The following is a 19,981-nucleotide window of genomic DNA, read 5'->3' on the forward strand; positions in this document are numbered from 1 at the left end:
GCGTTCATGCCTGCACAGCTGATCACAGTTTTCGGTGGCACCGGCTTTCTCGGCCGCGCCATCGTGCGTGAACTGGTGGATGCCGGCCAGCGGGTGCGTATTGCTGCGAGGCACCCCGTCATGCCGCTGCACACCGAAGGCGGCGAAGCCATCGAACTGGTTCGCGCCGATATTCGCGAAAGCCGCAGTGTAAAGGCAGCCGTCGGCGGCGCGGACAGCGTGGTCAATGCCGTGAGTCTTTATGTCGAGCAGCCGGGGGCGAGCTTCGAGACGATTCATGTCGAGGGTGCCGCCCGGCTAGCCTCTCTGGCGCGTCAGGCAGGTATCGAACGCCTCGTACACATTTCCGGCATTGGCGCCCGCACCGACTCCCCCTCGCCATATGTTCGCGCTCGCGCGGAGGGTGAAAGCGCCGTGCTGGAGGCCCTGCCCGGCGCTATCATCGTTCGCCTGAGCGTGCTTTTCGGACCCGATGACGCCTTCCTCACCACTCTTGCCGGCCTTACCCGAATGCCGGTAATCCCGCTATTTGGCCATGGCCACACCCGTCTCCAGCCGGTGCATGTCACCGACGTGGCCCGCGCCCTGATCCGCCTGCTTGGCGAGCCACTCACCCAACGTCGTCTCTTCGAACTCGGCGGCCCCGATGTCATGCGTTATCGCGACATCCTGACGCTACTTATGGCCCACCTGCATCGTGAAAGACCGCTGGTACCGCTACCCTTCTTCGTCTGGCGGGTGTTGGCCGCGACCACCTCGCTGATGAAAGACCCGCCGCTGACCACCGATCAAGTCATTCTGATGCAGCAGGACACACTGGCCAGCCGTGACGTGGGGACTTTCCGTGATCTGGGGATCGTGCCTCGCTCACTGCGCGACAGCCTTCCCACTTGCCTGCCGAATTCGTGAATCGAGCGTTGCCATAGATATGAACCGCCGCGCCGTTGCTGGTATGACGTGGCGGAATTGTGCTAATCATTCATGGTGAATTCGTTAACCCTCGTGGATTGGGGGTAGTGACATGGCGATGCTGGGATAGCGACCATGGGCTTTGTCTTCAATCCACATTGCTTTGTCAGCCCCGGGAGACCTGCCAGTGGCCGATGAGAACAGAGTGATCGCTTTCTACGATGAGCGCGTCCTTAGCCATGAGCCGAGTCTCGAAGTTCCGTTTCTGCCCGATCGCATGGACCGGCGAATCCGGCATCTTCTTGCTGGGCTAAGCGCACCGTGGAAGTACCCCGAACATCCTGGCCGATTGACGAGCATTCGCGAACTTCTGGAACGCGAGCCAATTGCCGGGGTACGCTTCGAAGCGGGTGTCGAAGCCACACGTGAACAGCTCGCCCGCGTCCATACCACTGCCCACCTGGACCATCTATTCGCATTGCGAGGCAAGAACGCCTGGCTCGATGTGGACACTACCGCCGTCTCGCCCGGCAGCATCGAGGCCGCCGAAGTCGCTGCCGGCACCGCAATTGCTGCAGTCGAGGCGGTAATGCAAGGGCGCGCCGATAGCAGCTTCGCCCTGGTGCGCCCACCCGGTCATCATGCCGAGCCGGTGCGCGCCCGTGGCTTCTGCCTGTTCAACAATGTGGCTGTGGCTGCCGCGCACGCCCTGGCGGTACTGGGCTGTGAGCGCGTCATGATCATTGATTGGGACGCGCATCATGGCAACGGTACTCAGGAGATTTTCTGGGCAGACCCGGACGTGCTGTTCGTCGACATTCATCGCACCGCGCCCTTCTATCCGGGCTCGGGTCATCTCGAGGAAATCGGTGCCGGTCTCGGCGAAGGCACCACGGTCAATATTCCCATGCCGGGTGGAGCCGGTGATGAGGCTTATCTGAAAGCGTTTCGGGAGATTCTGGTCCCCGCCGCCGACTGGTTCAAGCCCGATCTGATCCTAGTGTCGGCCGGCTTCGATCCGCACTGGCACGACCTGGCGTTGAACGTCTCCTATGAAGGTTTCGCCGTCATGACGGGGATTCTTCAACAAATGGCTCACCGCCACTGCAACGGCAATCTGGTCTTCGTTCTCGAGGGCGGCTACAACCTGGAATCATTGTCGATGGGCGTCAGGTCGGTACTCAGTGTGCTGGCGGGCCAGACGCCACCGGTACCCGGAAGCATTGGCTTGGCGGAAGTGGAGGCCGCGGCAGCCTTTCACCGCGGCGCCTTCGTCAGGCTCACCGACGATGAGGTGCCGAGCGACCTGAAAACATGAATGGCCAATCACAAACCCTCGCGGCGATGAACCTTGCCGCGAGGGTTTGTGGCACTGGCGGTCGGGTGGACTCGCTCAGCCCGGCATCAGCGTGTCGCTCAGCGAATCGGCTGGTCGCCGAGCGCTGAAAGGCGATCTGCCTGCACCACCTCGATCCAGTAGCCGTCGACGTCCTTCACGAAGATCACGTTTTTCATCTTGCCCTGGTCCGAACGCTTGACGAATTCGACACCATTGGTGTCGAACCAGGCTTCCGTGGCGTCGAGGTCCGGCACCGAGAAGCAGATGTGGCCGAAACCTTGCGGCTCGGCATTACCATCATGGTAGATACGTCCCGTCTTTTCCTCGCTGCCCCAGTTGTGGGTCAATTCCAGCAAGCCACGCTGACTGAAGGTCCAGACGGTGCGCTCACCTGCATCCTCGGGCAATGTTTCGCCGGTCTCCGGGCGACCCAGAAAGTACAGCGAGAACTGCATCTCCTCGAAGTCCAGCCGACGCAACATCCGCATGCCGAACACCCGCGTATAGAAGGCCAGCGAAGCTTCCGGGTCCTTGATGCGCAGCATGGTGTGGTTGAGGCGAAAGCCCTCGGTTTCGGCAGGTGGCGTCTCGACGCCCGGGTGCTGCTCCCCCTGAAAGCTCATAGTGGTTTCCTTCGTTAACGACATGGAAAGTGCTGAGTATCACACGAAGACACAAGAATATTTATTTCACCTCGACCTTGCGGCGATGGTCTCCCTGCAGCTTCGGTAGGGTGAGCTCTAAAATGCCGTTGTGAAAACGTGCCTCAACCTTGTCCGCATTGATCTCGCTGGGCAACGCTACCGTTCGTGAGAAAGTGCCATGGACGATCTCACTACGGTGATAATCGCCCTTCTCATCGCGACTTTCCTTATGCGTATCACCCTTGATGGTCACCGTACTCTGGGTAACCGAGACGTCGAGATCCTCGCGTTCCAGACCGGGCAGTTCGGCGCGAAGCAACACCTCCGTGTCACGATCGATGACGTCGACGCGAGGCGTTCGCCGCTCTCCACCCGCCTGACGGCGGTCCCAACGCATGGGAAAGATGCCATCTCGATCGAATAGGCTATCGATTATACGATCAAGCTCACGCAGCGGGCTCCCGCCTCGTGGTGGCGCTTCCGAATGGGCTTGACTGTCGTTGGTGGCGTCTTCCTTGCCCTTTTTCTTGGTCATGATGGTCACTCCTGTGTTGCGTACACGACGTAATGGGCTATGACCGGCTACGACGGCCAGATCATCACTGCTGGCCCCATGCTTTTCTGGAGACCCACGTTCCTGGGGGATGGTTCCTATGGACGGTTCTTATGTCTAACTGTCGGAGCAGATCCCTAACGACACCATGACCTCGATCACTGAGCACCCGCACCCCCTTACCCTCCATAGGTCATACCCCCACCCCGAACCAGGCATGAGCAAGATGGCCTGTCACGAAGGCCAGCCCTGCGGCGGCGCCACCCATCAGCAGCGTGCGAAGCCCTGATCGAAGTATCGGCTGCCGGTAGACCACGCTCTTCAGCATGCCGATGAGAAAGAACATCAACGCCGCGACCGTGAGGCTTGCCAGAAATTGCTGCGTTGCACTAAACGCCGCCAAAGTATAAGGCAGCAAAGGCATCATGCCGACGACCAGGAAGGCGACGAAGGTCGCCGCCGCCGAGCGCAAGGGGCTCAATGCCTGCGTCTGCAGGCCATGCTCTTCGGTGAGCATGGTATCTACCCACACATCGCGATCCTGGCTGATGATGTCAACCACCCGTTCCAGCATGTCGCCCTCGAAGCCCTTCTGGCGAAATATCTGGCGGACTTCTTCCCGCTCACCCTCCGGCACCCTCTCGATGTGGCGCCTTTCACTTCTGCGCACGCCGTCGATGTGCTCCTGCTGGGCCTGAATCGACTCGTAGTTGCTGACCGCCATGCTGAACCCGTCGGCTACGAGGTTGGCAAATCCCAGCACCAACGCTACCGAGGCCGAGAAGCCAGCCCCGAAGGCACCTGACACTACGGCGAAGGTGGTCACGCAGCCGTCAATACCTCCCAGGATGGCATCCGGGACCGTCTGAACCTTGTGGGGAGTATTCAGCCGGCGCCGTATCGACTCGGGATGATGCTCTTCCTCGAGTGATACGTGGCGAGACTTCTTCATCGCAGCGCTGCCTCGGTCATTTGCCGATATCTTCGTGCCATAACGCTGGCGAGGCCGCGATGAAGGCCTGCATCATGTCGATGCACTCCGGCGACTGCACCACGTCCACCTCAACGCCGCGGGAACGCAGCAACGCCTCCTCGCCCATGAAGGTCTGGTTCTCACCGATCACCACTTTGGGAATGCCGAACAGCAGGATAGCCCCACTGCACATCGCACAGGGCGATAGCGTGGTGTAAAGGACGCTTTCGCGGTAGACCGACGCCTCGTGGCGGCCGGCATTGTCCAAGGCGTCGATTTCCCCATGCAACACGGCGCTGCCCAGTTGCACGCGGCGGTTTCGACCGCGCCCGAGCAACACGCCTCGATGCACCAGCACCGAGCCAATGGGAATGCCGCCTTCCGCGAGCCCTTGGCGGGCCTCATCGATAGCCACTCGCATGAAGTGATCCATGGTCACCTACCCTGTTTTAATATCATCGCTAACGCCTTATCTCGCGCCCGTGGCCCGTCGCCGCCTCATTTCCTGCAATGAGAGAACGGCCAGGGTCAGCACCGTCAGCGGAATCACGAAGGTCACCATCATGGTGTTGAATCCCCCCAAGGCATCATGATGAGACTGTCCCAGCACGAGATATACAGTGTAGGCCACGTAATACCCCAGCAAGACACCCCCTTCCCAACGGCTGATGACACCGCCAGTAAAGCAGATCGGCAGGCAGGCCAAGGCGACTGCGATCATCACCGGAATATCGAACCCGACCATGGCCGAGGATACGCCAATCCCCGAAGGTGCCAACAGACCGGTCAACCCCAGCACACCGAGGATGTTGAAGATGTTGCTGCCCACCACATTGCCAACGGCGATGTCACGTTCGCCGCGCAGGGCCGCAATCAGTGAGGTGACCACCTCGGGTAGGGAGGTTCCGGCAGCGATGATTGTCAATCCGATAATCTGATCGCTCACGCCCAGATAAGCGGCAAGCGCCACGGCGCCGTCGACGAACCATCGCGACCCCAGCACCAGCAGCACCAGCCCACCCGCGACCATGCCCAGATTGAGCGCCCAGGGAGCCTCAACGGCGGTGTCCTGAGCGCCCTCCTCCGAGGCAAGCGCATTAGCGCGCTGGTTCTGCCACAGCAGAAAGCCCAGGTAGGCGGCAAGCCCGGCGACCAGCAGGAAACCGTCGAAGCGCCCAACGAGCCCATCCAGGGTCAACAGCAGCAACGCCACTGACAGCAGAATCATCAGCGGGATGTCGAAGCGTATCAGTTGCTGCGCCACCACCAGCGGCACGATCAACGCCGACACCCCCAGAATGAACAGCACGTTGAAGATGTTGCTGCCCACCACGTTGCCCATGGCGATACCTGCCTGGTCGCTCAGCGCCGCCTTGAGACTCACCGCCAGCTCCGGTGAGCTCGTGCCGAAGGCTACGACCGTCAGGCCAATAATCAACGACGAGACTCCCAGTCGCGCTGCCAGGCGCGAGGCTCCGCGTACCAAGGCTTCGGCGCCGACGATCAGCAGCACCAGCCCTACCAGAAACAAGATAATGGTCATTGCGCTCTCCCTGGATGTTAAAACCCCAAACGTTCATGAACGATGGCGGCGCCATGGTGCATTGGCTGGCCGCGAGACACCTGCTTCGAAATGTTGTGCTGAGGGCAGCGAACCGTGATGATTCTTGCATTCCCAACCTTTCACGAGGAATAGCACGCATGGTAGACCTTTCGCACAAGCCCCGGATTCTCGTCTTCGCTGGCAGTAGCCGCAAAGATTCCTTCAACAAGCTGTTGGCGCAGCTTTGCGCCCAGCGCATCGATGCGCTGGGCGGCATCGCCACCTTCATCGACCTGGGCGATTTTCCTATGCCGCTCTACGATGGTGATATGGAAACCGCGAGCGGCCTGCCTGACCATGCCCTGGCGTTGCGCGAGTTACTCTCGGAACATCATGGACTTCTGATCGCCTCACCGGAATATAACGGCTTCATCACCCCCTTGCTCAAGAACACCATCGATTGGCTCACCCGACCGCATGAAGGAGAGAGTGGCCTTAAGCTTTTCGAGGGCAAGTTCGCTGCGGTCGTCTCCGCGTCACCCGGTGGGCTAGGCGGCCTGCGCAGTCTGGCACTGATTCGTCAGCTGCTGAGCAATATCGGGGTAACGGTATTGCCCGACCAGCTCGCCGTTGCCAAGGCGGGCGACGCTTTCAGTGACGGACGCCTAGCAGACACCAAGCAACAGACGCAACTCGATGGCGTCTGTCAGCGGCTGGTAGGCACGCTGGAAAAACTGAGAGACTGACTCTCGGCACATCCCTTGCCACTCGACCGCAGCCCTTCTTTATTCTGATCGTTGAAAGAGAGACCCCATGAGCGAGACCCAAAAGCCCTGGACAACCCCCATGCCCGAGTCGCAGTTCGATCTGATGCGGCGCATTCTCGACGCCCCCAGCCCGGTCGGGCTCGAGGCGGCGATGACCTATGGCGTTCTCAAGCCCCACTTCGACACTTTCGCCCCCGACGGCTGGCACATGCACCAATTCAAGGGACATGCCGGCGTGGTGCTGGACACCCATCCGGGCCGCGACGACATGTTCAAGGTCATGATCATCGGCCATGCGGACAAGATTCGCATGCAGGTGCGCAGCATCGGGGACGACGGCAAGATCTGGATCAACACTGACTCCTTCCTGCCCACCGTGCTGATCGGCCATGAGGTAAAGCTATTCAGCGAAGACCCGCAACACCCGGGCCAGTACCGTGTACTCGAAGGCGGCACGGTAGAAGCGCTGGGCGCCATCCATTTCGCCGATCCCTCGGTGCGCGACGGGAGCAAGGGATTGAAGAAGGAGCAGATCTACCTGGACCTGCAGATCCATGGCGAGAACAAGAAGCAGCAGGTCGAGAACCTGGGCGTGCGCCCCGGCGATGCCATCCTTCTGGACCGCCCCATTCGCCACGGCTTCAGCCCGGACACTTTCTATGGCGCCTACCTGGACAATGGGCTGGGCTGTTTCGTTACCACCGAGGTGGCACGCCTGATCGCCGAGGCAGGCGGCACCCAGCAAGTGCGGGTGCTGTTCACCATTGCCAGTTACGAGGAAATCGGGCGGTTCGGCAGTCGAGTAATGGCCGGGGTTCTCAAGCCCGATGCGCTGATCGGCGTGGACGTGAACCACGACTACGTGGCCGCTCCTGGCATCGGCGACCGTCGCATGCAGCCATTAGAGATGGGGAAAGGCTTCACCATGGCGGTTGGCGCCATCGCCAGCGAGCAACTCAACCGTATTATCGAGAGCGCGGCCCAGGAACATGGCATTCCCCTGCAGCGCGATATCGTCGGGGTCGATACGGGGACCGACGGCATGGCCGGGGTGCTGGCAGCGGTGGATTGTGCCGCCACCTCCATCGGCTTCCCGATCCGCAATATGCATACCATTTCGGAAACCGGCAATACCCAGGATCTGCTGGCGGCGATTCATGTACTCACGCATACGCTCCAGGCACTCGACGCCCTGCCGGATCCGCATCGAGAGTTCCTGAACAACCATCCCCGGCTTGACCAGGCCGGCCCGCTGAGCCATCGGGGTTCCGCCAAGCCAGACGACGCGAAAGGGAACAGAGAGCAAGTCAACGGCGGTGATAAAGCCTAAGGGGTAAAAGTTGTCCCGCCGCCAGCGAAGCTGAATGCGTCCGCTGGTGGCGGGTCAGTAGCGATGAGGGAAATTGGAGCTGTTGAGGCGCTTGACCAGCTTACGCAATTTGCGACGCTGCCATATCGAGGCCAGCCGGCGCGTATCCCAGTTGCTGGGTACTAGACTGTAGGGGCGTTTGTCGTCCTCGAGGTAAAAACAGCGTTCGGCACCGATTGGCTGGTCTTCCGAGCCGTAAATGCAGATCAGACGAATCGTCAACGAGACGAACGCTAGATCGCCGACAGGGCGTCCATCCTCAAGAGCGATGTCATTTTCCGCGGCAACCGATTGCACCAGATCATTGAAGCTGGTGATATAAAGGTAACTACCGGATTTCAATGGCCCTTGCCGCGTGCCGTCCGACGTCGTGTCATCTCGCGACGTCTGTCGCTCAGAGGTCCGCCCCTCCTCGTCAGGCCTTTCCTCCCAGTCTGTGACGTCCTTGGCCAACTTGCCATGCGTCGTATTCAGCTCGGCAATAATGTGCTGAATGTAGATAGGCTCGGCGCTCATGTTACTGATGATGCAGCGGGCGTTGATGTCCTTTTTCTTGCCTCGGTTGATGATCAGTCGCGGCCGGCGCTGGCGACGAAAGCCAAAATAGAGCAATTGTGCATACACCAGCCAAATGAGCAGGGTGCCGATATTGGTCAATATCGTGACCAGTTCCTTGTGAGCCACGAGCCAGTCGAACATCGTCATCACTCCATGATTACCGTGAGGTTGAATAGTGAAGGGTCTGCAACGTGCGGGGTAATGGCTTGATAGCGCACAGGCAATCGCCGTCCACTACCTTGCCCCACCTCGGCAGTGCCGAAGTAGGGCCAAGTCCACCGACGATTTCATTAAGATCAGTGTCTCTGATAAGTCCCTATCAGACGATTCATGCCAAGCAGGTGCGGCTCTACCTGCTTGAGCAGCTCGGGAAGCGCCAGTCCTTCCGGCAGGTCCGTGGCCTTGCCGAGTGCCAGTACCCAGAAGTAGTACTGGTGGATACCATGCCCCTCGGGAGGCATGGGGCCGCCGTAGCCCTGCTTGCCGAAATCATTGAGCCCGGAGTTGCCTTCTCCACTGTTTTCCTCGAGCGAGGTTGTAGAAGCTGGCAGATTGTAAAGCACCCAATGGACAAAACCGTAGCTACCGTTCTGCACCAGCGGGGCATCCGGATCATGGCAGATTACCGCAAAACCCTTGGTGCCTTCCGGAGCTCCCTGCCAGGAGAGGGCAGGCGAGACATCCTCACCCTCACCGGTATGCTTGGTGGGGATGGTGCCCTGAGCCTTGAAGGCCGAACTTTCAAGTTGCATGGTCGAGAGTGCAAAGGTCATGGTGTGAATCTCCATGTGAATCAGTCGGTGGACAATGTCGCAACAGCGTCGGAGAAAGCCAGGAGACTGTCAATCATGAAGCATCTGCTGATCGTGGCACATGCCCCTTCCCCCAATACTCGTAAGCTTCGACAGGCCGCCGAGCGTGGCGCCCATCACGTCGATATCAAAGAGGTCGACGTGCGTGTCAAGCCACCGCTTGAAGCAGGCCCCGACGATGTTCTCGCCTGCGACGCTATCCTGCTCGGAACCACCGAAAACCTGGGCTACATGAGCGGAGCGCTGAAGGATTTCTTCGACCGCAGCTATGACTCCTTGCTGGAAAAGACGCAGGGGTTGCCGTGCGCGCTCTATGTACGCGCCGGCCATGACGGAACGGGTACCCGACGTGCCGTGGAAGGCATCGTCACCGGTCTGCGTTGGAAATGGGTACAGTCACCGCTAATCCTTCGCGGGGCGTGGCAACAAGAGTTCGTCGATCAGGCAGAAGAGCTGGGGCTTTATCTTTCAGCTGGCCTCGAGAGTGGCATTTTCTGAGGCGCGCAAGAGGATAAATTGCCATAACCGGCAATCGACACAAAGCTGTCTTGTGCAACACCGGGGCTGTGCTATACCTAATTTAAGTTGAAAAAAGCCTGAACAGGCAGCTGTCTCATCAAAACTCTTCTTCCTGCTCAAGTAACCCGAATGACCTACGAAGCGTGCTACGCACCACTGAGCAGAAGAAACATTACCCACTATCGCGTCGACCAGATCTCGTGATGACCCTCCCACTTCAGGACCGTCCTCGCCACCGCTGATCACTGGATATATTTGGCCGACCCTCACTAAGGAATCGTGTCATGTGCCAGTTATCCAGTATCTCGGGCAGAACCTCTCGCGCCTTGCTGTGTGCATTGCTATTGCCCTTTTCGGCAGCCGCCAGCGATGACGAGGAAGTGACAATCGCTACTGCCAGCCCGGCCGGTGTGTACCACATCGTGGGACGCGCCATCTGCCGTACGGTGGATTTTCCCTGTCGTGCCGAACCGAGCAACGGCTCGGTAGCCAATCTCGACAACGTTCGCCACGGCGCTGTAACGTTGGCACTGGCTCAGTCGGATAGCCAGCACTTTGCCGTCAGCGGCACGGAAGCTTTCCGCGATGCCGGCCCTGACAACGAGCTGAGGTCGGTGTTTGCGTTGCATAGCGAGCCCTTCACGCTGGTAGTGCGACGCGATGCCGGAATCCATAGCCTTGACGATATTCCGCGGCATGCGGTGAACATCGGCAACCCTGGGTCCGGCCAGCATGGCACCATGCAACGCCTCATGCAGACGCGTGGCTGGCGCAATAGTGACTTCCTTCTGGTCAACGAACTCCCGGCCGACCAGCAATCGCTGGAGCTGTGCCACGGCAATATCGACGCCATGGTCTATACGGTCGGCCACCCCAATGCCTCGGTGGCCCAGGCCATTCGCCTCTGCAATGCCGCCCTGATCGACGTGGCCGGTGAGGCGGTCGATCGACTGGTCGAGGAAACCCCCTATTTCTCACGTGCCTGGATCGCCGGTGGCCTCTATGGTCCCGACCAGCCTGCCGTGCGGACCTTCGGCGTCAGGGCCACCCTCGTCACCTCGGCACGGGCCGATCCGGACATGATCTATCGCCTGGTTGCCGGGGTATTCGAGAACCTGCTGCGTTTCAAGGCCGTACATCCGGCCCTTGGCATGCTCAGCACACAGGAGATGATTCACGAGGGCCTCAGCGCGCCCCTGCATGAAGGCGCCCTACGCTACTATCGTGAAAAGGGATGGCTTCCCGAAACCGGCATGGCACAGGGGCCAGCCAGGGGGAAAAAGCGCCTCGCCAGACTTGTCCGTGATGCTGGCAACTGACAAGGCGTCGGGTGGCCTTATTGATATCGCTTACATGTGCCTGCCAAACGACGACGGCACCGCGATGGGTGCCGTCGTTCTCAAGCCGGGCCGCGCTGGCTTGCGCGCCGTTATTTCAACCGTTCAAACACCGTGGCAACGCCCTGCCCCATGCCGATACACATGGTCGCCAGGCCCAGCGTGGTGTCGCGGGTCTGCATCACGTTCAGCAGAGTAGTGCAGATACGCGCTCCCGAGCAGCCCAGCGGATGCCCCAGCGCGATGGCACCGCCATGAAGGTTGACCTTGTCATCCAGCGCCTCCAGAAAGCCGAGATCCTTGAGCACCGGTATCCCCTGGGCGGAGAAGGCCTCGTTGAGCTCCACGGTCTGGATGTCGTCGCTGGTCAGTCCCGCCGTCTTGAGTGCCTTCTTCGAGGCCAGCACCGGCCCGTAGCCCATGATCGAGGGATCGCAGCCGGCTACCCCGGTGGAGAGCACCCGAGCGATGGGTTCGAGGCCCAGGGCCTGGGCTCGCTCGTAGCTCATCACCGCCATGCCGGCGGCGCCGACGGAGAGCGCCGACGAGGTGCCGGCGGTAACGGTGCCGTGGCGTGGGTCGAAGACCGGCTTGAGCTCGGCCATCTTCTCCAGGCTGGCATCGGCGCGGATCACCTCGTCGCTGTCGATCCTGACCTTGAAACCGCGCTGGTCGTGGCCCTCCACCCCGATGATCTCATTGTCGAAATAGCCTTTCTCCATGGCGGCCTGGGCACGTTGGTGCGAGCGCACGCCGAACTTGTCCTGCGCTTCGCGGGACACGCCATGCATCTTGCCCAGCAGCTCGGCGGTCAGGCCCATCATCATCGATGCCTTGGCGACATGCTTGCTGACCGCCGGATTGACGTCGGCGCCGTGCATCATGGAGACGTGCTCCATATGCTCGACGCCACCGATGAGGTAGACGTCCCCCATGCCGGCCTTGATGTTGGCGGTGGCGATATGCAGGGCACTCATGGAAGAACCGCACAGGCGGTTGACGGTCTGGGCCGGCACGCTGTGCGGGATGCCGGTCAGGAGCGCCGCGTTACGCGCGATGTTGTAGCCCTGCTCGAGGGTCTGGTTGACGCAGCCCCAGATAACGTCGTCGACCTCGGCCGGGTCGAGGCCCGGGTTGCGCTCGAAGAGCGCCTGCATCACGGTCGCCGACAGCGTCTCGGCACGCACGTGACGGAAGGCACCGTTCTTCGCCTTGGCCATGGGGGTGCGCACGGCGTCGACCACCACGATGTCTCTCGGCTGTAAGCTCATTTCCTGTCTCCTGTCCGTGGTGGTTTCAGCGGTAGAACGTGTCGCCAGAGCCGGCCATGTCGCGCAGCTTGTCGGTCGGGGTATAGAGCGCCCCGAGCTCCTCGGCCAGGCCGTCGGCCAGCGTGACGAACTCGCTCAGGCCCATGGCATCGATATAGCGCAGCGCACCACCCCGAAACGGCGGGAAGCCGATACCATAGATGAGTGCCATGTCGGCTTCGGCCGGGCTGTCGACGATCCCGTCCTCCAGGCAACGCACCGCTTCAAGGCAGAGCGGCACCATCATGCGGGCGATGATGTCCTCGTCGCTGAAGGTCTTGTGCGATTTGGCCACACGTTCGACCAGCGCGATGGCGGTTTCATCAGTGACCTTCTGAGGTTTGCCCTTCTTGTCCTGCTGGTAGGCGTAGAAGCCCTTGTCATTCTTCTGACCCAGGCGATCGTTGTCATACATCACCTGGATCGCCGTCTCACCCGCATGCTTCATGCGTTCCGGAAAGCCCTCGGCCATCACCTCACCGGCATGTACCGCAATATCCATACCCACCACGTCAAGCAGGTAAGCCGGGCCCATGGGCCAGCCGAAGGCTTCCATGACCTTGTCGACGCGCTGGAAGTCGGCGCCCTGCTCCAATAGCTGGTTGAAGCCGCCGAAATAGGGAAAAAGGATCCGGTTGACTAGAAAACCTGGGCAGTCGTTGACCACAATCGGCGTCTTGCCCATGGCTCGCGCATAAGCCACGGTGGCGGCGACCGCTGTGTCCGCGGTTTTCTCACCACGGATCACCTCCACCAGAGGCATGCGATGGACCGGGTTGAAGAAGTGCATGCCGCAGAAGTTTTCCGGGCGCTTGAGATTCTCGGCCAGTTGGGTGATCGAGATGGTCGAGGTGTTGGAGGTGAGGACGGTGTCTTCGCCGACCCAGCCTTCCACCTCGGTGAGCACCGCATCCTTGACCTTGGGATTCTCGACCACCGCCTCGACGACCAAATCGACGTGGTCAAAGTCACCATAGGAGAGCGTAGGACGAATATGGGTCAGCTTTTCGGCCATCTCCCCGGTCGTGAACTTGCCCTTCTCGACCTGCTTGGCGAACAGCTTGCGCACCTCTTTGAGACCTAGCTCGATGGCCTCTTCCTTGATGTCCTTCATCAGAATCGGGGTGCCCGTGGAGGCACTCTGGTAGGCGATACCGCCCCCCATGATGCCGGCCCCAAGCACAGCCGCCTGGTTGATGGCGGCGGCCTGTTTCTCGTACTTGCCGGCCTTCTTCTTGACCGCCTGGTCGTTGAGAAACAACCCCACCAGATTGAAGGCCACATCGCTCAGCGCCAGCCTCGCAAAGGCCTTGGCCTCGATGGCCTGGGCGCGCGCACGCCCCTCGCCGGCGCCTTTCTGGATCACCTTTACCGCCTCCACCGGCGCCGGGTAATGCTTACCCGCCTTGCCGGCGACGTAGCCCTTGGCGGTCTCGAACGCCATCATCTGCTCGATGGCGTTAAGGTGCAGAGGGCCGTTCTTCTCGTCCCGCCGAGCCTGATAGTCCAGTTCCCCACGGTTGGCGCGGGCCAGAATATCGAGTGCCGCCGCGTCGAGCTGATCAGCGGGCACTACGGCATCCACCGCGCCCATCGCAAGCGCTGACTCGGCCGTGTTCTCAGTGCCGCCGGCAATCCACTCGATGGCGTTATCCGCGCCGATCAGACGTGGCAGGCGCGCACAACCTCCCCAGCCCGGCACGATACCTAGCTTGGTCTCGGGCAGGCCAAGTCTTGCTCCCTCGGCCATCACGCGAAAGTCGGTCGCAAGGGCGACTTCACAGCCCCCCCCCAGCGCCAGCCCATTGATCGCGGTAACCGTGGGAAAGGGGAGATCCTCGATGGCATTGAAGATGTCGTGCACCCTCAGGTTCATGTCAACCAGGGACTTTTCACCCTTGTCGAACAGATCGTGAAACTCGGTGATGTCGGCGCCGACGATAAACGCCTCCTTGGCGCTGCCGATCACCAGGCCCGTCAGGCCCTGCTCGGCGCGGATCGCCTTGAACGCTGCTTCCAGTTCAGCCACCACGGCGCTGGACAGCTTGTTGATGGACTCGCCCTGCAGGTCGAAGATGAGCGTGGCGACACTCTCATCGCCGGCGCTCTCAGGACTCCCGGTACCACGCGATACCGAAATGGCATTGCCTTGATAGATCATCAGCGAGCCTCCCCAATTTCATACGATCGTTTTAATACGCTCAATCTTGGTCCAGTCTCAAGATGGGGTCAAGTTACATAGGCACCTCACCCTCTTTGCCGGGCGCCACTACCGCATGCTGGCATCAACCTGCTAGCATCCAGCCATCCTCATGTTCAGGCTAGCCAACATTGCGATGAACTCCCCCGCACCGACCGCTTCGACACTTCATAGCGGCCTTTCGTCCCGGCTCACCCGGCTGCAAGTACGTATCGAGCAGTGGGTCACCTTCCTGCGCCCATGGCGCTGGTTGTGGCCCCCGATGGCCTTTGCCGCTGGCCTGGGCAGTTTTTTCCTGGTGGAGCGTCAGCAGTGGCTGGGCGCGATGCTGGCGATCGGCATGATGGTCGCCTGGCTGCTGCTGCTCTCGGAAAGCCTGATCGGGCGGATGTTGTCAAGGCGTGGTCACGCCACGCTACCCAAGGGGGTCACGACCTTCATCGCGCAGATGATCCACCAGGAAACCCTGTTCTTCTGTTTACCGTTTCTGCTCGTCACTACAGTATGGAGTAGCGGCCAGGCGCTGTTTACCCTGCTTCTGCTGGGCATGGCGGTGTTTTCGATCATCGACCCGCTCTACTACAAGCTAGCCGAGCGCGCCCGTTGGCTGTACTTCGCCTTCCATGCGCAATGTGTCTTCCTGGTAGTGCTGGTCACCCTGCCGATCATGTTCCATCTAACGACCGGCACAAGCTTGAAGCTCGCGCTGGCGGCGATGGTCGTGTTCAGTCTTCCCAGTCTGCTGCACCTGCTGAGCGGCTCGACGCTCAAGCGCTGGGTGATCATGCTGGCGCTGCTTCCGCTACTTGCTGGGGCCGGCTGGCAGGGGCGAATCTGGGTGCCTCCAGCGACGCTTTGGATCACTGCCACGGCGCTATCGCCGGGCTTCGACGTGCCGGCCAGGCAACCTCGCGAGAGCGTGCGTCTCACGCCCTCGGCACTCCCGGCAACCGGTCTCTACGCCTACACATCGATCCGCGCGCCGCGCGGTCTTAAAGAGCAAATCTTCCATGTCTGGCGCCACGATGGCGAGATCATCGATCGCATCCCGCTGGAGATCAAGGGGGGCCGCGATGAGGGTTACCGCGCCTGGAGTCACAAGCAGAACTTCCCCGAGGCGCCTGCGGGGACCTGGCGTGTCGACGTCATGACCGACAGTGGACAGCGCATCGGCGTGCTGCGTTTCCGTGTCGACGCCGACGAGGCGAAGGCCACGCTGGCCGACGGCGGTATCGACTCGCCGCTCGGCCTGGCAGGCATCGCACTGCACAAGCTACTGCCCGGCCGGGAGACGGTGGCTACATCCCCTGTTGAAACAGCGCCCCCTGACCAACAATCCGAACAGCGCTCCAACGACAAGCCTGCCGCCGAGTCGGAGAACGAGTAAGCGTGCGAACGGCGGTTTATCCACTTGCATTACACGATGTCGCTTCGGACAATCCAGCGATGTCATACGGAGCCAGGAGCGACATGCAGCAGAATATCGGCTTCCAGCTATCCCGCGTTCCGCGTCTGTGGCGCGCCGTCATCGACCACCGCCTGGCACCGCTGGGGTTGACCCAGACCCGCTGGATAACGCTCTATCATCTATGGCGACTGGGCGATGGCCAGCCGCAGTGTGACCTTGCTCGCGTCATCGGCGTCGAGGCCCCCTCCCTGGTTCGTACGCTCGACCAGCTTGCCGACCAAGGCCTCATCGAGCGCCGCCCCTGCGAGCAGGACCGGCGAACCAAGCGCGTGTATCTGACCCAGCAGGCCACACCCCTGATCGAACGCATTGACGACGTGGTGACTCAGGCACGCCATGAGATGCTGGCCGGTCTCAGCGACAGTGAGGTCGAGCAACTTAGCGCCCTGCTCGCGCGTATCGAGGATAATGGCCTGGCCATTCAGGAAGGCCAATCTGTCGCATGATCCAACTCACGGCTTGGGCCCTTCCAGCGGCGCATGCTCCTCGGGACGGTCAGGACGACCGGCCAGTTCATCACGCAAGGCAGTGAAATCCTCTAAATAGGTTGCGAACCTCTTCGCATCCTGCGACTCCCACCACCATAGGGTCAGTGCGGTCGGGTGCGATTCCAGCAACTGGGCGTCCATCGGCAGGCGTGTCAGCAGTGCGTCGAGCCGCGCCAGGGCTTCCGCAGTGAGGGGACGCAGCGGCTCGATACGCCAGCGCCAGCCGTGAGCGAAGGGTGTCAGCGCATCGGCTGCATGGGCATCGCGCACCAGCACGAAATCCGGGCCTGGTTGCTGCTGGGGGTAACTCCAGCGATAGGACGGCATGACGCCGCGCGCCTCGTGAAACGGCGGTGTCCGAAGCTTTACGTCCACACCGGCCTTTCTGGCCGCATTGCGCAAGCGCACCACCCGTTGTTGCCGAGGACTCGGCTTAAGCCAGAGCACCGGCGAAATCACCAGCATCAAGGCGAATAGAATGATCAGCCAGGTCATGCGGCCTCCTCGTTCGGCATGGAATACCATCGGCACCCAAGATGCGTAAACCTTGATGCACGTCGTTGTCTTGCTTCGTCAGGCGTTCTAGAGTGGAAGTAACATCAGCCTCTTGACCTCTCCACGGAGAACCACACCATGAGCAACGAATATCGTCACGTTCTGGTCGCCGTCGACCTGACCAAGGACTCCCACCGGGTGCTGGAGCGTGCGATGCAGATCGCCGATCGCAACCACGCCAAGCTATCTATCCTGCATACCCTTGAGCCCTTGGGCTTCGCCTACGGAGGCGACATTCCCATGGACCTGACCAGTATCCAGGACCAACTCGACGAGCACGCCAAGCAGCGTCTAGCCGAGATTGCCGATCCCCACGTCGCCAAAGAGGACCAGCACGTGCTGGTCGGCATGCCTGATACCGAGATTCACCGCTTTTCAGAGGAGCACGACGTGGATCTGATTGTGGTCGGCTCCCACGGCCGCCATGGTTTTGCCCTGCTGCTCGGCTCCACCTCGACCGGTGTGCTGCACGGTGCCCGTTGTGACGTGCTTGCCGTGCGCGTCGGCAAGAAAGGCGAGGAAAGCGCGGAGTAATTCCACCTTCCCAGCGACTGGACAATCTCATGCTTGGATAAGCAGAGGGTTCGCGCCGCGCGAAAGAAGATTGATGGGATGACGAGTCTGGCCGCCGCTGGCGGCCAAGATATCAAGCGCAGTAACGAATCGTCGCTTACTCTCCAGCCGCCATCGCCTCCAACGCCATCCACCGCTCCATGGCCGACTCCAGTTCGGCCTGCCGATCGTTCAACGCCTGTAGCGTCGCGGTGACGGTATCAGCATTCTGCTGATAGAAGGTCGGGTCACCCGCCTGGGTCTCCAATTCGGCTACAGCAGCCTCGAGCCGTTCGATCTCGGCAGGTAGACTATCGAGTTCCCGCTGAAGCTTGTAGGACAGTTTGACCGCCTTCTTTGCCGGTGAGGGCGGCGTCGAAGTCGGTATTGGATCTTGCGGCGCCTCCTTTACGGGCTCGACCCGTTGGCGAGCAGCGCCCTCCCAGGGAGTCGGTGGGAGTCGACCTCCCTGGCGCACCCAGTCGCTGTAGCCCCCCACGTACTCGCGAACCCGTCCCTCGCCCTCGAAGGCCAGCACACTGGTCACCACGTTGTCCATGAAGGCGCGATCATGGGAAACCAGCAACAGGGTGCCATCGAAGTCGAGCAGCAGCTCTTCGAGCAGCTCCAGCGTCTCGACGTCCAGGTCGTTGGTGGGTTCGTCGAGCACCAGCACATTGGCTGGCTGGGTGAACAGCTTGGCCAGCAGCAAGCGGTTCGATTCGCCGCCGGAGAGCGCCTTGACGGGCTGACGGACACGTTCGGGAGTGAAGAGGAAGTCTTGCAGGTAGCTCATCACATGACGATCGCGGCCGCCCACGCTGATGCGGTCGCTGCCCTGGGCCACATTGTCATAAACGGTCTTGTCAAGCTCGAGCCCGGCGCGCAGCTGATCGAAATAGGCCACCTGCAGCTTGGTACCCATGCTCACCTTGCCTTCAGTGGGCTTGAGCTCACCAAGCAGGATCTTGAGCAGCGTGGTCTTGCCGGCACCATTGCGACCGATGAAACCGATGCGGTCTCCCCGCTGGATTTCCAGGCTGATATCGTCGATCACCACCTCGTCGGCGAAGCGCTGGGTGACGTGTTCAAGCTCCACCACCCGCTTGCCGCTGCGCTCGCCACGATCAACCGACAACGACGCCTTGCCCTGACGTTCGCGGCGTTCGCTGCGCTCGCGGCGTAGCTGCTCCAACGCCCGCACTCGTCCTTCGTTGCGGGTTCGCCGCGCCTTGATGCCCTGACGGATCCAGGTTTCTTCCTGGGCGAGTTTCTTGTCGAACTCGGCGTGTTCCCGGGCCTCGACCTCCAGTTCGTGGTTTTTTTGCTCCTGATACCTGGCGTAATCGCCCGGATAACGGCCCAGCCGTCCGCGGTCAAGCTCGAGGATCGAAGTGGCCAGCTTCGACAGAAACGCACGGTCGTGAGTGATGAACAGCACCGCGCCGCTGAAGGCCAGGAGTTGCTCTTCGAGCCAGGCGATGGTGTCCAGATCAAGGTGGTTGGTCGGCTCGTCAAGCAGCAGCAGGTCGGGCTCGGCGACCAGCGCACGTGCCAAGGCGACACGACGGCGCCATCCACCGGAGAGGTCGGCCATTGCCGCATCGGGGGGTAGCCCAAGGCGCGTCAGCACCACATCGATGCTCTGATGGAAGGACCAGCCATCGATAGCCTCCAGCCGGGTATGCAGCTGCTCCATCCGTCGCATGTCGGGATCGTCATCATGGATCAGGTGATGGTATTCGGAGAGCAGTTCGCCAGCTTCGGGTAAGCCCTCGGCTACCATGTCGAAGATCGTCTTGCCAGAGGCCGCGGGGAGATCCTGGGCGAGCACGCCGATCTTGAGCCCCGGCGCACGCCAGATACTGCCGCTGTCAGCCTGTATCTCGCCGTCGACGAGCTTCAACAGCGTCGACTTGCCGGTGCCATTGCGCCCCACCAGCGCCAGGCGCTCGCCCTTTTCCAGCACCAGGTCGGCGCCGTCGAGCAACTTGTGGTTGCCATAGGCCTGTTGTAACTGTTCCAGACGTAGCAGGGTCACGCGTTCACCTCTTCCGTTCATCGAGGGCGCTAGTGTAACGCATG

20 protein-coding genes are annotated in these 19,981 nt (G+C 61.0%); 9 read left to right on the plus strand and 11 right to left on the minus strand.

Annotated elements, in window-relative coordinates; all coding sequences use genetic code 11:
- Positions 1-6 precede the first annotated feature (6 nt).
- Complete coding sequence (locus KG088_RS16000) at positions 7-909, plus strand: complex I NDUFA9 subunit family protein (RefSeq protein WP_213827051.1); 903 nt, start codon at positions 7-9, stop codon at positions 907-909.
- A gap of 187 nt (positions 910-1,096) precedes the next feature.
- Positions 1,097-2,227, plus strand: a complete 1,131-nt coding sequence (locus tag KG088_RS16005) for a histone deacetylase family protein (RefSeq protein WP_319941457.1) — start codon at positions 1,097-1,099, stop codon at positions 2,225-2,227.
- Between the two features lie 98 nt (positions 2,228-2,325).
- On the opposite strand, the gene gloA is transcribed toward KG088_RS16005, so the two are convergent.
- The 5 genes from gloA to KG088_RS16030 all read right to left on the minus strand — a co-directional run bounded on the left by gloA (position 2,326) and on the right by KG088_RS16030 (position 5,961).
- Entirely contained in the window at positions 2,326-2,871 is a 546-nt protein-coding gene (gene gloA / locus KG088_RS16010) for a lactoylglutathione lyase (RefSeq protein ID WP_213827053.1), read from the minus strand.
- A gap of 61 nt (positions 2,872-2,932) precedes the next feature.
- Positions 2,933-3,427: an Hsp20/alpha crystallin family protein gene (locus KG088_RS16015; RefSeq protein WP_213827055.1), complete on the minus strand. Its 495-nt coding sequence runs from the start codon at positions 3,425-3,427 to the stop codon at positions 2,933-2,935.
- 211 nt (positions 3,428-3,638) lie between these two features.
- A complete protein-coding gene (locus KG088_RS16020) occupies positions 3,639-4,397 on the minus strand; it encodes a VIT1/CCC1 transporter family protein (protein WP_213827056.1) in 759 nt (252 codons plus the stop codon).
- Positions 4,398-4,413: 16 nt separating this feature from the next.
- Positions 4,414-4,851: a nucleoside deaminase gene (locus tag KG088_RS16025; RefSeq protein WP_213827058.1), complete on the minus strand. Its 438-nt coding sequence runs from the start codon at positions 4,849-4,851 to the stop codon at positions 4,414-4,416.
- Between the two features lie 36 nt (positions 4,852-4,887).
- Positions 4,888-5,961: a calcium/sodium antiporter gene (locus KG088_RS16030; RefSeq protein WP_213827060.1), complete on the minus strand. Its 1,074-nt coding sequence runs from the start codon at positions 5,959-5,961 to the stop codon at positions 4,888-4,890.
- Positions 5,962-6,119: 158 nt separating this feature from the next.
- Here KG088_RS16030 and KG088_RS16035 point away from each other — a divergent pair, with 158 nt between their 5' ends.
- Together KG088_RS16035 and KG088_RS16040 are read left to right on the plus strand one after the other, a co-directional pair.
- A complete protein-coding gene (locus KG088_RS16035; protein ID WP_213827062.1) occupies positions 6,120-6,707 on the plus strand; it encodes an NADPH-dependent FMN reductase in 588 nt (195 codons plus the stop codon).
- 67 nt (positions 6,708-6,774) lie between these two features.
- Positions 6,775-8,058: a M20/M25/M40 family metallo-hydrolase gene (locus KG088_RS16040; RefSeq protein WP_213827064.1), complete on the plus strand. Its 1,284-nt coding sequence runs from the start codon at positions 6,775-6,777 to the stop codon at positions 8,056-8,058.
- A 54-nt stretch (positions 8,059-8,112) separates the two neighbouring features.
- On the opposite strand, the gene KG088_RS16045 is transcribed toward KG088_RS16040, so the two are convergent.
- Together KG088_RS16045 and KG088_RS16050 are read right to left on the minus strand one after the other, a co-directional pair.
- The gene (locus KG088_RS16045) at positions 8,113-8,796 is read right to left on the minus strand and encodes a hypothetical protein (RefSeq protein ID WP_213827066.1); all 684 of its coding nucleotides are present in this window, start codon (positions 8,794-8,796) and stop codon (positions 8,113-8,115) included.
- A 155-nt stretch (positions 8,797-8,951) separates the two neighbouring features.
- On the minus strand, positions 8,952-9,428 hold the full coding sequence (locus KG088_RS16050; protein ID WP_213827067.1) for a YbhB/YbcL family Raf kinase inhibitor-like protein: 477 nt from the start codon (positions 9,426-9,428) through the stop codon (positions 8,952-8,954).
- A 75-nt stretch (positions 9,429-9,503) separates the two neighbouring features.
- Here KG088_RS16050 and KG088_RS16055 point away from each other — a divergent pair, with 75 nt between their 5' ends.
- Entirely contained in the window at positions 9,504-9,965 is a 462-nt protein-coding gene (locus tag KG088_RS16055) for a flavodoxin family protein (protein ID WP_213827069.1), read from the plus strand.
- Positions 9,966-10,270: 305 nt separating this feature from the next.
- A complete protein-coding gene (locus KG088_RS16060) occupies positions 10,271-11,305 on the plus strand; it encodes a TAXI family TRAP transporter solute-binding subunit (protein ID WP_213827071.1) in 1,035 nt (344 codons plus the stop codon).
- A 110-nt stretch (positions 11,306-11,415) separates the two neighbouring features.
- Here the strand turns inward: KG088_RS16060 and fadA are convergent, their stop codons facing one another.
- Complete coding sequence (fadA, locus tag KG088_RS16065) at positions 11,416-12,594, minus strand: acetyl-CoA C-acyltransferase FadA (RefSeq protein ID WP_213827072.1); 1,179 nt, start codon at positions 12,592-12,594, stop codon at positions 11,416-11,418.
- A 25-nt stretch (positions 12,595-12,619) separates the two neighbouring features.
- Positions 12,620-14,794, minus strand: a complete 2,175-nt coding sequence (gene fadB, locus KG088_RS16070; RefSeq protein ID WP_213827074.1) for a fatty acid oxidation complex subunit alpha FadB — start codon at positions 14,792-14,794, stop codon at positions 12,620-12,622.
- A gap of 175 nt (positions 14,795-14,969) precedes the next feature.
- On the opposite strand from fadB, the gene KG088_RS16075 reads away from it, so the two are divergent.
- Positions 14,970-16,220, plus strand: a complete 1,251-nt coding sequence (locus KG088_RS16075) for a DUF5924 family protein (protein ID WP_213827076.1) — start codon at positions 14,970-14,972, stop codon at positions 16,218-16,220.
- Between the two features lie 83 nt (positions 16,221-16,303).
- Positions 16,304-16,747: a transcriptional regulator SlyA gene (gene slyA, locus KG088_RS16080; RefSeq protein ID WP_213827078.1), complete on the plus strand. Its 444-nt coding sequence runs from the start codon at positions 16,304-16,306 to the stop codon at positions 16,745-16,747.
- A 6-nt stretch (positions 16,748-16,753) separates the two neighbouring features.
- On the opposite strand, the gene KG088_RS16085 is transcribed toward slyA, so the two are convergent.
- Entirely contained in the window at positions 16,754-17,284 is a 531-nt protein-coding gene (locus tag KG088_RS16085) for a preprotein translocase subunit YajC (RefSeq protein WP_213827080.1), read from the minus strand.
- Between the two features lie 138 nt (positions 17,285-17,422).
- Between KG088_RS16085 and KG088_RS16090 the strand changes: the two genes are divergently transcribed.
- The gene (locus KG088_RS16090) at positions 17,423-17,878 is read left to right on the plus strand and encodes a universal stress protein (RefSeq protein ID WP_213827082.1); all 456 of its coding nucleotides are present in this window, start codon (positions 17,423-17,425) and stop codon (positions 17,876-17,878) included.
- Positions 17,879-18,014: 136 nt separating this feature from the next.
- Here the strand turns inward: KG088_RS16090 and KG088_RS16095 are convergent, their stop codons facing one another.
- Positions 18,015-19,937 (minus strand): ATP-binding cassette domain-containing protein, encoded by a 1,923-nt coding sequence (locus KG088_RS16095; protein ID WP_213827084.1) that lies wholly within the window; start codon positions 19,935-19,937, stop codon positions 18,015-18,017.
- Positions 19,938-19,981: the final 44 nt, after the last annotated feature.

The sequence above is a fragment of the Halomonas jincaotanensis genome, assembly GCF_018448785.1.
Taxonomy (GTDB): domain Bacteria; phylum Pseudomonadota; class Gammaproteobacteria; order Pseudomonadales; family Halomonadaceae; genus Halomonas; species Halomonas jincaotanensis.

Coding starts and splice junctions, on each gene's coding strand:
- KG088_RS16050 (WP_213827067.1), bottom strand. CDS start 9,428: ATGACCTTTGCACTCTCGACCATGCAACTTGAAAGTTCGGCCTTCAAG.
- slyA (WP_213827078.1), top strand. CDS start 16,304: ATGCAGCAGAATATCGGCTTCCAGCTATCCCGCGTTCCGCGTCTGTGG.
- fadA (WP_213827072.1), bottom strand. CDS start 12,594: ATGAGCTTACAGCCGAGAGACATCGTGGTGGTCGACGCCGTGCGCACC.
- KG088_RS16025 (WP_213827058.1), bottom strand. CDS start 4,851: ATGGATCACTTCATGCGAGTGGCTATCGATGAGGCCCGCCAAGGGCTC.
- KG088_RS16055 (WP_213827069.1), top strand. CDS start 9,504: ATGAAGCATCTGCTGATCGTGGCACATGCCCCTTCCCCCAATACTCGT.
- KG088_RS16075 (WP_213827076.1), top strand. CDS start 14,970: ATGAACTCCCCCGCACCGACCGCTTCGACACTTCATAGCGGCCTTTCG.
- KG088_RS16035 (WP_213827062.1), top strand. CDS start 6,120: ATGGTAGACCTTTCGCACAAGCCCCGGATTCTCGTCTTCGCTGGCAGT.
- KG088_RS16040 (WP_213827064.1), top strand. CDS start 6,775: ATGAGCGAGACCCAAAAGCCCTGGACAACCCCCATGCCCGAGTCGCAG.
- KG088_RS16015 (WP_213827055.1), bottom strand. CDS start 3,427: ATGACCAAGAAAAAGGGCAAGGAAGACGCCACCAACGACAGTCAAGCC.
- KG088_RS16020 (WP_213827056.1), bottom strand. CDS start 4,397: ATGAAGAAGTCTCGCCACGTATCACTCGAGGAAGAGCATCATCCCGAG.
- KG088_RS16045 (WP_213827066.1), bottom strand. CDS start 8,796: ATGTTCGACTGGCTCGTGGCTCACAAGGAACTGGTCACGATATTGACC.
- KG088_RS16060 (WP_213827071.1), top strand. CDS start 10,271: ATGTGCCAGTTATCCAGTATCTCGGGCAGAACCTCTCGCGCCTTGCTG.
- KG088_RS16030 (WP_213827060.1), bottom strand. CDS start 5,961: ATGACCATTATCTTGTTTCTGGTAGGGCTGGTGCTGCTGATCGTCGGC.
- fadB (WP_213827074.1), bottom strand. CDS start 14,794: ATGATCTATCAAGGCAATGCCATTTCGGTATCGCGTGGTACCGGGAGT.
- gloA (WP_213827053.1), bottom strand. CDS start 2,871: ATGAGCTTTCAGGGGGAGCAGCACCCGGGCGTCGAGACGCCACCTGCC.
- KG088_RS16000 (WP_213827051.1), top strand. CDS start 7: ATGCCTGCACAGCTGATCACAGTTTTCGGTGGCACCGGCTTTCTCGGC.
- KG088_RS16085 (WP_213827080.1), bottom strand. CDS start 17,284: ATGACCTGGCTGATCATTCTATTCGCCTTGATGCTGGTGATTTCGCCG.
- KG088_RS16090 (WP_213827082.1), top strand. CDS start 17,423: ATGAGCAACGAATATCGTCACGTTCTGGTCGCCGTCGACCTGACCAAG.